Source organism: Amycolatopsis sp. NPDC043887 (genome assembly GCF_056435665.1).
Genome location: NZ_JBWKEB010000002.1, coordinates 226,926 through 239,908, shown reverse-complemented (window position 1 = coordinate 239,908; position 12,983 = coordinate 226,926). Strand labels below are relative to the sequence as shown.

The following is a 12,983-nucleotide window of genomic DNA, read 5'->3' as shown; positions in this document are numbered from 1 at the left end:
TTCCCAGCGCACCGGTCTATCCGGCGCCTGACCCAAGGAGCTCCCTTGACCAGTACGTCCTTCGACGACCGGCACATCGGCCCCTCGGAGTCCGAGCAGGCCAAGATGCTCGCCGAGGTCGGCTACGGCAGTCTCGATGCCCTGGTGCAGGCCGCCGTGCCGTCCGCGATCCGGGTCACCCGCGACCTCGAACTTCCCCCCGCCGCGTCCGAAGAGGACGCCATCGCCGAGCTTCGCGCACTCGCCGCGCTCAACAAGCCGATGACGCAGATGATCGGTCTCGGCTTCCACGACACGGTCACCCCGGCGGTCATCCGCCGCAACGTGCTGGAGAACCCGGCCTGGTACACGGCGTACACGCCGTATCAGCCGGAGATCTCGCAGGGCCGTCTCGAAGCCCTCCTCAACTTCCAGACCATGGTCTCGGAGCTGGCCGGTCTCGCCACCGCGAATGCCTCCCTGCTCGACGAGTCCACCGCCGTCGCCGAGGCCGTCATGCTGATGCGCCGCGCGTCGAAGGCGAAGTCGAACAAGGTCGTCCTCGACGCAGAGTGCCTGCCGCAGACGATCGCGGTCGTCCGCACCCGCGCCGAGGCCATGGGCGTCGAGGTCGAGGTCCGTGACCTGCTCACCGGCCTGCCGGAGGAGTTCTTCGGCGTCGTCGTCCAGTACCCGGGCGCTTCCGGCGTGCTGCGCGGCGCGGGCTTCTACTCCGCCATCTCCGAGACCGCGAAGGCCGCCGGCGCGCTGTACGCCGTCGCCGCCGACCTGCTCGCCCTCACGCTGATCACCGCGCCGGGTGAGTTCGGCGCCGACATCGCCGCCGGTTCGACCCAGCGCTTCGGCGTCCCGCTCGGGTACGGCGGTCCGCACGCCGGGTACATGGCCGTCCGCGCCGGGCTCGAGCGTTCGCTGCCGGGCCGCCTGGTCGGGGTCTCGGTCGACGCCGACGGCAACCCCGCGTACCGCCTCGCCCTGCAGACGCGTGAGCAGCACATCCGCCGCGAGAAGGCGACCTCCAACATCTGCACCGCGCAGGTGCTGCCCGCCGTGCTCGCCGCGATGTACGCGGTCTACCACGGTCCCGACGGCCTCAAGCGCATCGCGACCCGCGTCCACGGCCTCGCCGCGGGCCTGGCGGACGCCCTCCGAGCGGCAGGCGTCGAGGTCGTGCACGAGGGCTTCTTCGATACCGTCCTCGCCCGCATGCCCGGACAGGCCGAAGCGGTCGTCGCGGTGGCGCGGGAGAACGGGATCAACCTCGGCCCGGTCGACGCCGACCACGTCCGCATCGCGGTCGACGAGGTCACCACGCCCGCGATCATCGCCAAGGTGCTCAACGCGTTCGGCGTCGACACCCCCGCCGCCGACGCCCGTGCGCTGCCCGCCGGCCTCGGCCGCGAGAGCGAGTATCTCACCCACGAGGTCTTCCACTCGCACCGCTCCGAGACCGCGATGCTGCGCTACCTGCGCGGTCTGTCCGATCTGGACTACGCGCTCGACCGCGGCATGATCCCGCTCGGCTCCTGCACGATGAAGCTCAACGCCACCACCGAGATGGAGCCGATCAGCTGGCGCGAGTTCGCGGGGATCCACCCCTTCGCGCCCGCGGACCAGGCCGAGGGCTACCACGTGCTGGTCGAGCAGCTGTCCGGCTGGCTGGCCGAGGTCACCGGGTACGACAAGGTTTCGCTGCAGCCGAACGCGGGCAGCCAGGGCGAGCTCGCCGGTCTGCTCGCGATCCGCGCGTACCACCACGCCAACGGTCAGACCGAGCGCGAGGTCTGCCTGATCCCGTCGTCCGCGCACGGCACGAACGCCGCCTCCGCGGTGATGGCCGGGATGCGCGTCGTCGTGGTCAAGTGCACCGACGAGGGCAACGTCGACCTCGAAGACCTGCGGGCCAAGGTCGAGGCCAACCGCGACACGCTGTCCGCGATCATGGTCACGTACCCGTCCACGCACGGCGTGTACGAGAACGGCATCGACGAGCTGGCCAAGATCGTCCACGACGCGGGCGGCCAGGTCTACGTCGACGGCGCGAATCTCAACGCCCTGCTGGGTCTCGCCAAGCCGGGAGAGTTCGGCGGCGACGTCTCGCACCTGAACCTGCACAAGACCTTCTGCATCCCGCACGGAGGCGGCGGCCCCGGCGTCGGCCCGGTCGCGGTCCGCGCGCACCTCGCGCCGTACCTGCCCAACCACCCGATGCTGGAGAAGGCCGGTCCGGAAACCGGTGTCGGCCCGATCAGCGCCGCACCGTACGGCTCGGCGTCGATCCTGCCGATCTCGTGGGCGTACGTCCGCATGATGGGCGCGGGCGGGCTCACCGCCGCGACGCAGGTCGCGGTCCTCGCGGCGAACTACGTGGCCAAGCGCCTCAACCAGCACTACCCGGTGCTCTACACCGGCCAGGACGGCCTGGTCGCGCACGAGTGCATCCTCGACCTGCGCGGGCTCACCAAGGAGACCGGCGTCACCGTCGACGACGTCGCGAAGCGCCTGATCGACTACGGCTTCCACGCTCCGACCATGTCGTTCCCGGTCGCGGGCACGCTGATGGTCGAGCCGACCGAGTCCGAGGACCTCGGCGAGATCGACCGCTTCATCGCGGCGATGATCGCCATCCGCGCGGAGATCGACGCCGTCGCGCAGGGCAAGTGGGCCGCGGACAACAGCCCGCTGCGCAACGCCCCGCACACCGCCGAGACCCTCGTCGGCGACTGGGACCTGCCGTACGACCGCGAACTGGCGGTGTACCCCGCCGGGGTGAACCGCAAGTCCAAGTACTGGCCCCCGGTGCGCCGCATCGACGGTGCGCGCGGGGACCGTAACCTCGTCTGCTCCTGCCCGCCGCTCAACGCCTACGAGAACTGAGGCACTTGATGTCGAAAGAGACGTCCCTGCACGGAGTCCACAAAGGACTGGGTGCGCTGTTCACCGATTTCGCGGGCTGGTCGATGCCGATCCGCTATTCCAGCGAACTGGCGGAGCACAAGGCGGTCCGCGAGGCCGCCGGCCTGTTCGACCTCTCGCACATGGCCGAGATCGAGGTGACCGGCCCGCAGGCCGCCGACACCCTCGACTACGCGCTGGTCGGCAACCTGTCCGGCGTGAAGCCGGGCCGGGCGCGCTACACGATGATCTGCGACGAGAACGGCGGCGTGCTGGACGACCTGGTCGTCTACCGCCTCGCCGACGAGAAGTTCCTGGTCGTGGCCAACGCGGGCAACGCCGGCGTGGTCGCGGAGGCGCTGGCCGAGCGGGTCTCGGGTTTCGACGCGGTCGTCGAGAACAAGTCCGAGGACGTCGCGCTGATCGCCGTCCAGGGACCGAAGGCCGTCGAGATCCTCGGCGCCGTCACCGACGCCGACCTGGGCGCGCTCAAGTACTACGCGAGCGTCCCGGCCGTCGTGAAGGGTCACGACGTCCTGCTCGCCCGCACCGGGTACACCGGTGAGGACGGCTTCGAGCTGTACGTCCCGGCCGGTGAGGCTCCCGCCGTCTGGCGCATCCTGACCGACGCGGGCGAGCCGCACGGCCTGCTCCCGGCCGGTCTCGCCTGCCGCGACACCCTGCGCCTCGAAGCGGGAATGCCGTTGTACGGCAACGAGCTCAGCCTCCAGCTGAGCCCGTTCGAAGCCGGCCTCGGGCGCGTGGTCAAGTTCGAGAAGCCGGGCGACTTCGTGGGCAAGGCCGCCCTCGAAGAACTGTCCAAGAAGGACGTTCCCAGGGTCCGCGTCGGGCTCAAGGGCTCCGGCCGCCGCGCCCCGCGCCACGGCTACACCGTCCTGGCGGGTGACACCGAGATCGGCGAGGTCACCAGCGGTGCCCTCTCGCCGACGCTGGGTTACCCGATCGCCATGGCCTACGTGGACCGGGAGCACTCCGAGCCCGGCACCGAGCTTTCCGTCGACATCCGGGGCCGTATCGAGCCCGTCGAGGTCGTCGCCCTGCCCTTCTACTCCCGCGCCTGAAAGGCCCTCCTCTGATCATGAGCATCCCCCAGGACCTGAAGTACACGAAGGAACACGAGTGGCTGAGCGTCGCCGACGGCGTCGCCACCGTGGGCATCACCGCCTTCGCCGCCGAGTCGCTCGGTGACATCGTGTTCGTCCAGCTCCCCTCGGTCGGCGACACCGTCACCGCGGGCGAGGTGTTCGGCGAGGTCGAGTCGACCAAATCGGTCAGCGAGCTGTACGCACCCGTGGACGGCGAGGTCGTCGAGGTGAACGAGGCCACAACGGACACCCCCGAGCTCATCAACTCGGACCCGTACGCCGAAGGATGGCTCCTGAAGGTGCGTCTGTCCGGCGACGTGCCCGCCCTGCTCGACGCCCAGGCGTACGCCGTCCTGACCCAGGAGAACTGACATGTTCAATGCTGCCCTGTCCGAAGTGGACCCCGAGGTCGCCGCGGCCGTCGCGGCCGAACTCGACCGGCAGCAGTCGACCCTGGAGATGATCGCCTCGGAGAACTTCGCCCCGGTGGGCGTGCTCGAGGCGCAGGGTTCGGTGCTGACGAACAAGTACGCCGAGGGCTACCCCGGCCGCCGCTACTACGGCGGTTGTGAGCACGTCGACGTCATCGAGCAGCTGGCGATCGACCGCGCGAAGGCCCTGTTCGGCGCCGAGCACGCCAACGTCCAGCCGCATTCGGGCGCGCAGGCCAACGCCGCCGCCATGGTCGCGGTGCTCAACCCCGGCGACACCATCCTCGGTCTCGACCTCGCGCACGGCGGGCACCTGACCCACGGGATGAAGATCAACTTCTCCGGCAAGCTCTACAACGTCGTCGCCTACCACGTCGACAAGGAGACCGGGATCGTCGACGTTGAGGAGATCGAGCGCCTCGCCAAGGAGCACAAGCCGAAGCTGATCATCGCCGGCTGGTCGGCGTACCCGCGTCAGCTCGACTTCGCCGAGTTCCGCCGCATCGCCGACGAGGTCGGCGCGAAGGTCATGGTCGACATGGCGCACTTCGCCGGTCTGGTCGCCGCCGGGCTGCACCCGAGCCCGGTGCCCTACGCCGACATCGTCACCACGACCACGCACAAGACCCTCGGCGGCCCGCGCGGTGGCATCATCCTGTCCCGCCAGGAACTCGCCAAGAAGATCAACTCGGCGGTGTTCCCCGGCCAGCAGGGCGGTCCGCTGGAGCACGTCATCGCGGCCAAGGCCGTCGCGCTGAAGATCGCCGCGAGCGAGGAGTTCCGCGAGCGCCAGCAGCGCGTGCTCGAAGGCGCGAAGATCCTGGCCGACCGCCTTTCGCGCACGGACTGCACCGAGGCCGGAGTCCGCGTGCTGACCGGTGGCACCGACGTGCACCTGGTGCTCGTCGACCTGGTCAACTCCACTTTGGACGGTCAGCAGGCCGAGGACCGGCTGCACTCGGTCGGCATCACGGTCAACCGCAACGCCGTCCCGTTCGACCCGCGTCCGCCGATGGTCACCTCCGGCCTGCGGATCGGCACCCCGGCGCTCGCGACCCGCGGCTTCGGGGCCGAGGACTTCGCCGAGGTGGCCGACATCATCGCCGAGGCGCTGCGCCCGGACTTCGACGAGGCCCTGCGCCAGTCGCTGTCCGCCCGGGTCGAGCTGCTGGCGAAGAAGCACCCGCTGTACGCGGACCTCAACCGATGAGCGCGCTCCCCGAGGGGCGCAAACTTCTCCGGCTCGAAGTCCGCAACGCGCAGACCCCGATCGAGAAGAAGCCGCCGTGGATCAAGACCCGCGCGCGCATGGGTCCGGAGTTCACGGAGCTCAAGGGACTGGTCAAGCGTGAAGGCCTCCACACCGTGTGTGAGGAGGCCGGGTGTCCCAACATCTACGAGTGCTGGGAAGACCGTGAGGCCACGTTCCTGATCGGCGGGGACCAGTGCACGCGGCGCTGTGACTTCTGCCAGATCGACACGGGCAAGCCGGCGGCGCTGGATCGCACCGAGCCGCGCAAGGTGGCGGAGTCGGTGCAGGCCATGGGTTTGCGTTACTCGACGGTGACCGGTGTCGCGCGTGACGACCTGGAAGACGGCGGCGCGTGGCTGTACGCGGAGACCGTCCGTCAGATCCACGCGTTGAACCCGGGCACCGGTGTCGAGCTGTTGATCCCGGACTTCAACGCGGATCCGGATCAGCTGGCCGAGGTGTTCGGTTCGCGGCCGGAGGTGCTGGCGCACAACGTGGAGACGGTGCCGCGGATCTTCAAGCGGATCCGGCCGGGCTTCCGGTACGCGCGCTCGCTGGAGGTCATCACCCGGGCTCGTGAGGCCGGCCTGGTGACGAAGTCGAACCTGATCCTCGGCATGGGTGAGACGCCGGAGGAGGTGGCTCCGGCGATGAAGGATCTGGTCGACGCGGGCTGCGAGATCCTCACGATCACCCAGTACCTGCGGCCGTCGCCGAGGCATCATCCGGTGGACCGGTGGGTCAAGCCGGAGGAGTTCGTCGAGCATTCGAAGGCAGCCGAAGCGATGGGCTTCGCTGGTGTGATGGCCGGGCCGCTCGTACGCTCGTCGTATCGGGCCGGTCGCCTTTTCGCCCAGACGAAGGCCCACCGCGGCGAAGCGCTGTCGGAGAATTTGGCCCATCTCGCCGCCGAAGGGCCCGCGGCCCAAGAGGCCAGCTCACTGCTGGCCAGATAGGAAGGAGGGCAGATCAATGGCGATCAGCGTCTTCGACCTGTTTTCGATCGGCATCGGCCCTTCCAGTTCCCATACGGTGGGCCCGATGCGCGCCGCACTGACCTTTGTGGACGGACTGGCGGCCGACGGTGACCTCACCGCCACGGCACGCGTCCAGAGCGAGCTTTTCGGCTCGCTCGGCGCGACCGGGTTCGGGCACGGCAGCGACAAGGCCGTGCTGCTCGGGCTGTCGGGGGAGCGTCCGGAGGAGATCGACACCGGCACCGTGCCCGGCAAGATCGCGGAGATCCGCGAGTCCTGCCTGCTGAAGGTGCGCGGCGAGCACGAGATCGTGTTCACCGAGGACACCGATCTGACCATGCACCGGCGGAAGTCGCTGCCCGCGCATCCGAACGGCATGATCTTCCGCGCGTTCGGCGCCGACGGGAAGGTGCTGCGCGAGCGCACCTACTACTCCGTCGGCGGCGGGTTCGTCCGCGACGAGTCCTACGAGACCGACACTGTCGTCGTCGAGGACTCGACGAAGCTGGAGTTCCCGTTCCGCACCGGCGCGGACCTGCTGAAGCACTGCGAGGACACCGGGCTGTCCATCAGCGAGATCATGCTGCGCAACGAGCTTTCGTGGCGCACGCGCGAGGAGATCCGCGAAGGACTGCTGGAGATCTGGCAGGTCATGGCGGAATGCGTGCGCAACGGATGCGAGCACGAGGGCGTGCTGCCGGGCGGGCTGAAGGTGCCTCGGCGCGCGAAGGCGTTGCACGAGAAGCTGCTCGCCGAGGACGGCGTCGGCGACCCGCTGTACGCGATGGACTGGGTGAGCCTGTACGCGCTGGCGGTCAACGAGGAGAACGCCGCGGGCGGCCGCGTCGTCACCGCGCCGACCAACGGCGCGGCGGGGATCATCCCGGCCGTTCTGCACTACTACCAGCGGTTCATCCGGGGCTCGTCGGACGACGGCATCGTGACGTTCATGCTCACCGCGGGCGCGATCGGCTCGATCCTGAAGCAGACGGGCTCGATCTCGGGCGCCGAGGTCGGCTGTCAGGGCGAGGTCGGTTCGGCCAGCGCCATGGCCGCCGCCGGGCTCACCGAGGTCCTCGGCGGTTCACCCGCGCAGGTGGAGAACGCCGCCGAGATCGGCGTCGAGCATCACCTGGGACTGACCTGCGACCCGGTCGGCGGACTGGTGCAGATCCCGTGCATCGAACGCAACGCCGTCGGCGCGTCCAAGGCGATCCACGCCGCGCGGATGGCGATGCGCGGCGACGGTTCGCACGTCGTGACGCTGGACAAGGCGATCAAGACGATGCGCGAGACCGGCGCCGACATGAGCGTGAAGTACAAGGAGACCGCTCGCGGCGGCCTCGCCGTGAACGTCATCGAGTGCTGACCCCTCGCATTTAGTCCTCTGGATGCGGTACTTGCACACGCAAGTACCGCATCCAGAGGACGAATTGCGGGCCGCCTAAACTCGAAGGGTGGAGTCGAGCACGGTCGCGAACGCGGGTGACGCGCTGTTCCGCCCGGTGCGCGCGGGCAACGCCTTCGAGGAGACCGTCGAAAGGCTGCTCCAGGCGATCCGGCTGGGCGTGGTGGGCGCGGGGGAGCGGCTGCCCTCGGAGCGTGAGCTCGCCGAGCGGCTCGGGGTCAGCCGGGTGACGCTGCGCGAGGCCATCCGCGCGCTGTCCGACGCGGGTTACGTCGAGTCGCGGCGCGGGCGGTACGGCGGCACGTTCGTCAACGACGTCCTGCCCGACCCGCCCGCCGCCGACGGGCGGAAGGTCGACAACGCCACGCTGGAGGACGCGCTCGGCCTCCGGCACGTGCTGGAGACCGGCGCCGCCGAGATGGCGGCGTCGCGTTCGCTCAGCCCGGCCGACCGGCAGCATCTGACCAGCACGCTCGCCGAGGCCGCGGCGGCCGATGTCGGCGACTACCGGCGCAAGGATTCGCGGCTGCACCTGGCGATCGCCGAGGTCACCGCGTCCGGCTCGCTGACCACGGCGATGGCCGACGCGCGGATGCGGGTCAACCAGCTGCTCGACATGATCCCGCTGCTCGAACCGAATCTGGAGCATTCCAACGCCCAGCACGAGGCCATCGTCGACGCGATCCTCGCCGGGGACTCCGAGGCGGCCCGCCAGGCGATGACGGAACACGTCGAAGGGACCGCTTCACTGCTTCGCGCGTTCCTCGCTTGAGGTCAGCAGCGCGTGCGCGAAGTCGATGGCGTGCGGCGTATCCGGGAACACCCGCCCCTCCGCGCGGAGCCGATCCGCGACGCCGAGCTCGTCGAGCACCTTCTCGTGCCCGGGTTTGATCCCCGACACCAGGACCGTGATCCCGCGATGTTCGAGGCGTTCGATGGCGTCCCTCAGGACGAGGGCGCCGGTGGCGTCGATGGCCGACACCCGTGACATCCGGAGGATGACCACCCGCACCTCGGCCACCTCGGACAACTCCAGCAGGAACTGGTGGGCCGCGGCGAAGACCAGCGGGCCGTCGAGCCGGAACGCGACGATGTGCTCGTCCAGCAGCGCCCGTTCCTCGGCCGCGTGATCGGCGTGGTCGAGCGGCACCTCCTCGACGCGGGCCGCCTTCGCGATCGCCCGCAGCGCCAGGGCGCCCGCCACGACGAGGCCGAGGATGACCGCCGTGACCAGGTCCAGGATCAGGGTCGCGGCCGCGGTGAGCACGAGGACCAGCGCATCGCGCCGGGTCGAGCGCAGCAGCGCGCGGACCGAGCCCGCCTCGACCATGCGGACGGCGGTGGCCAGCAGCACCCCGGCGAGCGCCGCGATCGGGATCGTGGCGACCAGCGGCGCGGCCGCGAAGACGATCACCGTCAGCACCATCGCGTGGGTGAACGAGGCCAGCCGGGACTTCGCCCCGGCACGGACGTTGACCGCGGTGCGCGCGATCGCCGCGGTGGCGGGCACGCCGCCGAACAGCGGGGTGACGAGGTTCGCGAGGCCTTGCCCGAACAGTTCCCGGTCCGGGTCGTGGCGTTCGTTGACGCTCATCGCGTCGGCGACCGTGGCCGACAGCAGGCTTTCGAGCGCGGCCAGCGCCGCGACGGCGACGGCGGAGGGCGCCAGCGCGCCCAAGGTCGACAGATCCAGGAAGTCCAGCGAAGGTGCGGGAAGACCGTTGGGCAGGGCGCCGATGCGAGCGACCGGCAGCTGCGCGAAATGACTCACGAGGGTCGCGATGGCCACCGCGACCAGCGAGAACGGGATCGACGGCCGCCATCGGGCGCCGAGCAGCATCAGGGAGGCGACCCCGAAGGCGATCGCGATCGACGGCCAGGCCGGATGCCCGGCGAAATCGGCCACCGCCTTCGCCGCGACGACGGCCACCTTCTCGCCTTCCGGGGTGGCGACGCCGAGCGCGGCGGGGACCTGCTGCAACGCGATCACCCCAGCGATGCCCAGTGTGAAGCCTTCGACCACCGGCGTCGGCACGTAGCGCATGTACCGGCCGGCGCGGGCGACCGCGAGCAGGAGCAGCAAGACCCCGGCGAGCAGGCCCACCGTCAGCACGCCGCCCGCTCCGTGCGTGGCCATGATCGGAACCAGCACCACGGTCATCGCGCCGGTCGGCCCGGACACCTGGAGGTTGGAGCCGCCGAAGATCGCGGCCAGCGCGCCGGCGACGATCGCGGTGACCAGCCCGGCTTCGGCCCCGAGGCCGGACGAGATGCCGAAGCCCAGCGCCAGCGGCAGGGCGACGATCGCGACGGTCAGGCCCGCCGTGAGGTCGCGCCGGGGAGCGCGTTTGAGCGTCCGCAGGTCTTCACGTCCGGGCAGGAGCGAGCGCAGCTCCGAAAGCTTCAGACCCGCCACGGCTTCACTCCGCGTCGCGCAGCTGGGCGAGCAAGGCGTTCTGGTCGGCCAGCAGCTCGGTGAGGATGCGCCGGGCCGCGCGCAGGAGCTCGACGACGTCGCCACCGGCGAGCGCGTACACGACCGTCGAGCCCTCGCGGGTCGAGGTGACGATCCCCGACCGGCGCAGGACGGCCAGCTGCTGCGAGAGGTTGGAGGCCTCGACCTCGATCTCGGCGAGCAGTTCGCGGACGGCCTTCGGGCCTTCGGCGAGCAGTTCGAGCACACGGATCCGGACCGGGTGGCCCAGCATGCGGAAGAACTCCGCCTTGGCCTGGTACAGGGGGACGGGCATATGACCACATTATCAAATGAAGAATTCTTCAAGTCTTGAACCGGATGCCATCCGGTGACTTTCCCACAACCTTTTCACTCGTTCGGGCGTCTAACTTGGCGTGGAAAACCCGGATGAGGCAGACGCACCCGAGTCGGAGACCACGGCCACCCCGGAGCCGAAACGGAAGAAGCGCAGGTGGCGCAAGATCGCCGCCTGGACGCTCGGCCTGGTGATCGGCATCCCGGTCGTCGCGTTCGGGCTCGCGTACGTCCTGCTCGACGTCCGCAGCCCGCAAGAGGTCCTCGCCGACCTCGACAAGACCGTCGTCCTGCAGAACGCCGACGGTTCCGAACTGCTCAAGGTGGTCCCGCCCGGCGGCGACCGGCTGTTCGTGCCGTACGACGCCGTCCCCGCGAAACTGCGCGACGCGATCGTCGCGACCGAGGACCCGACCTTCTGGGACAACGAGGGCTTCGACCTCACCGGACTCGGCCGCGCGCTGGTGACCGGCGTCGGCGGCGGTTCGGGGATCACCCAGCAGTACATCAAGAAATCCACCGGCAACGAGGACGCCACCCTCGCCCGCAAGTTCTCCGAGCTGGTGCTCGCCACGAAGATCACCCAGCAGCAGACCAAGAAGGAGATCTTCGAGAGCTACGTCAACATCATCTCGTTCGGCCGCGGCACCTACGGCCCGGCCTCGGCGATGAACGCCTACTTCGGCCGCAAGCTCGACGACTCGATGACCTGGAGCGAGGCGGCGTTCCTCGCGGGCATGATCCAGTCGCCGTCGGTGCACGACCCGTACGCCTCCAGCCACGAGCACGCGAGGAAACGCTGGTCCTACGTGGTGAACAAGCTGGTCTCGCGCGGCTACGTCGGTCAGGCCGAAGCGGTCGCCATGACCTATCCGGAGGACGCGATCCAGGCGCCGTCGGAGACCAGGGCCGGTCGCGTGACCTACGAGCAGTACCACATCAAGCAGCAGGTCCTCGCGGAACTGGAACAGGTCGGCTACCCGCTCGACCGGCTCCGCGGCGGTGCGATGAAGGTCGAGACGACCATTGATCCGCGGGCGCAGGCCGAAGCCGAGAAGACGGTCAAGGAGCGGTTGCGGGGACAGCCTGAGCACTTCCGGGCGTCGCTGGTCGCCGTCGAACCCGGGACCGGCGCCATCCGCGCCTACAACGGCGGTGGCTGGAGCGTGCACGACTACGCCGGCACCCCGTACGGCACCGGCTCCGCCTTCCAGCCGTTCATCCTCGCCGCCGGCCTCGAACGGGGCGTCGGCGTGGACGAACCCCTCAAGGTGCCCGCGGCGGTCGACTTCCTCGGCGAGACCTTCGAGTTCCAGGACCAATGCGGCGAAGCCGGGAAGTGCACGCTGCGCGAGGCGATGGTGCGGGGCGCACGAGGCCCGTTCGTCGACCTGGCGAAGAAACTCGGCGCGGAAACGGTCCGCGAAGGTGCCCGCGCGGCAGGGATCCCCGAGGCCGTCGACGGCGCGGTGACGTTGCGGGAGAAGGACGGGTTCCTGATCGGTCCCGGGATCGCGGTCGGCCGATATCCCTTGCGCCCCAGCGACATGGCCGGCGCCTACGCGACCTTCGCCGCCGACGGCCTGCGCGCCACCCCGCATCTGGTGTCGAAGATCCGGGACGAGAACGGCGAAGTCGTGTGGGAACGGCCGTCGGACAGGGCACCCGCGTTCAAGGACGACGAGGCGCTGAGCCGCCGGATCGCGGGCACGATGAGCCAGGTGCTGGCCACCGGACTGAAAGACCGCCCGGCCGCGCTGAAGGCCGGCGACTTCCAGTACAACGAGACGGACGACAACGCCGGCGGCTGGGCGGTCGGGTACACCCCCCAACTCGCGACCGCGGTCTGGGTCGGCTCCGACGAGCCGCGCCGGATGCGGGACGCCGCCGGGGAGAAACTGACCGGGCGGACTATCCCGGCCGACATGTGGCAGCGCTTCATGATCGGCTTCCATCAGGGACTGCCGGTGCGGTGGCCGGACGGCTCCGGCCCGCGGCCCGCCACGACGGCGCCGCGGTGAGGCATCGGCCCAGGTGGTGGTGAAGGCCTCCTTGCCTACCCTGAAAGTAGGGAAGGAGGCCTTCACGCCCCTCCTCCGACGCAGCCTGGGCGAGCCCATGGTCTGGGCGTGTGCCGCGAAAGC

Annotated in this window: 10 protein-coding genes; 8 read left to right on the top strand and 2 right to left on the bottom strand. The window is 69.9% G+C overall.

Translation table 11 applies throughout. The annotated features are described in order from the left end of the window. Positions 1–45: 45 nt before the first annotated feature. The 7 genes from gcvP (at position 46) to AC069H_RS06220 (ending at position 8,841) form a co-directional block, all read left to right on the top strand. Positions 46–2,877, top strand: coding sequence for an aminomethyl-transferring glycine dehydrogenase (gene gcvP, locus AC069H_RS06250; RefSeq protein WP_478225707.1), 2,832 nt, complete (start codon positions 46–48; stop codon positions 2,875–2,877). A gap of 8 nt (positions 2,878–2,885) precedes the next feature. Beyond that, on the top strand, positions 2,886–3,977 hold the full coding sequence (gene gcvT, locus AC069H_RS06245; RefSeq protein WP_478225706.1) for a glycine cleavage system aminomethyltransferase GcvT: 1,092 nt from the start codon (positions 2,886–2,888) through the stop codon (positions 3,975–3,977). A 17-nt stretch (positions 3,978–3,994) separates the two neighbouring features. Further along, complete coding sequence (gene gcvH / locus AC069H_RS06240) at positions 3,995–4,372, top strand: glycine cleavage system protein GcvH (protein WP_125673314.1); 378 nt, start codon at positions 3,995–3,997, stop codon at positions 4,370–4,372. A gap of 1 nt (position 4,373) precedes the next feature. Next, the gene (gene glyA, locus AC069H_RS06235; RefSeq protein WP_478225705.1) at positions 4,374–5,642 is read left to right on the top strand and encodes a serine hydroxymethyltransferase; all 1,269 of its coding nucleotides are present in this window, start codon (positions 4,374–4,376) and stop codon (positions 5,640–5,642) included. Further along, positions 5,639–6,640, top strand: coding sequence for a lipoyl synthase (gene lipA, locus AC069H_RS06230; RefSeq protein ID WP_192742740.1), 1,002 nt, complete (start codon positions 5,639–5,641; stop codon positions 6,638–6,640). The genes glyA and lipA overlap by 4 nt, the downstream gene beginning before the upstream one ends. Positions 6,641–6,656: 16 nt before the next feature. After that, a complete protein-coding gene (locus tag AC069H_RS06225) occupies positions 6,657–8,030 on the top strand; it encodes an L-serine ammonia-lyase (protein WP_478231557.1) in 1,374 nt (457 codons plus the stop codon). 88 nt (positions 8,031–8,118) lie between these two features. Continuing rightward, positions 8,119–8,841 carry a FadR/GntR family transcriptional regulator gene (locus AC069H_RS06220; RefSeq protein ID WP_478231556.1) on the top strand — a complete coding sequence of 241 codons (723 nt, stop codon included), beginning with the start codon at positions 8,119–8,121 and terminating at the stop codon, positions 8,839–8,841. Here the strand turns inward: AC069H_RS06220 and AC069H_RS06215 are convergent. Together AC069H_RS06215 and AC069H_RS06210 are read right to left on the bottom strand one after the other, a co-directional pair. Continuing rightward, positions 8,815–10,485, bottom strand: a complete 1,671-nt coding sequence (locus tag AC069H_RS06215; protein WP_478231555.1) for a SulP family inorganic anion transporter — start codon at positions 10,483–10,485, stop codon at positions 8,815–8,817. The two genes, AC069H_RS06220 and AC069H_RS06215, sit on opposite strands and share 27 nt — an antisense overlap. Before the next feature lie 4 nt (positions 10,486–10,489). Next, positions 10,490–10,819 (bottom strand): ArsR/SmtB family transcription factor, encoded by a 330-nt coding sequence (locus tag AC069H_RS06210; RefSeq protein ID WP_007031391.1) that lies wholly within the window; start codon positions 10,817–10,819, stop codon positions 10,490–10,492. A gap of 100 nt (positions 10,820–10,919) precedes the next feature. On the opposite strand from AC069H_RS06210, the gene AC069H_RS06205 reads away from it, so the two are divergent. After that, positions 10,920–12,860 carry a transglycosylase domain-containing protein gene (locus AC069H_RS06205; RefSeq protein ID WP_478231554.1) on the top strand — a complete coding sequence of 647 codons (1,941 nt, stop codon included), beginning with the start codon at positions 10,920–10,922 and terminating at the stop codon, positions 12,858–12,860. The last annotated feature ends 123 nt before the right edge of the window (positions 12,861–12,983 follow it).

What these genes read in the sequence shown, in the direction of transcription:
- gcvT (WP_478225706.1), top strand. Translation starts at nt 2,886, where the DNA reads ATGTCGAAAGAGACGTCCCTGCACGGAGTCCACAAAGGACTGGGTGCG.
- gcvH (WP_125673314.1), top strand. Translation starts at nt 3,995, where the DNA reads ATGAGCATCCCCCAGGACCTGAAGTACACGAAGGAACACGAGTGGCTG.
- glyA (WP_478225705.1), top strand. Translation starts at nt 4,374, where the DNA reads ATGTTCAATGCTGCCCTGTCCGAAGTGGACCCCGAGGTCGCCGCGGCC.
- lipA (WP_192742740.1), top strand. Translation starts at nt 5,639, where the DNA reads ATGAGCGCGCTCCCCGAGGGGCGCAAACTTCTCCGGCTCGAAGTCCGC.
- AC069H_RS06225 (WP_478231557.1), top strand. Translation starts at nt 6,657, where the DNA reads ATGGCGATCAGCGTCTTCGACCTGTTTTCGATCGGCATCGGCCCTTCC.
- AC069H_RS06210 (WP_007031391.1), bottom strand. Translation starts at nt 10,819, where the DNA reads ATGCCCGTCCCCCTGTACCAGGCCAAGGCGGAGTTCTTCCGCATGCTG.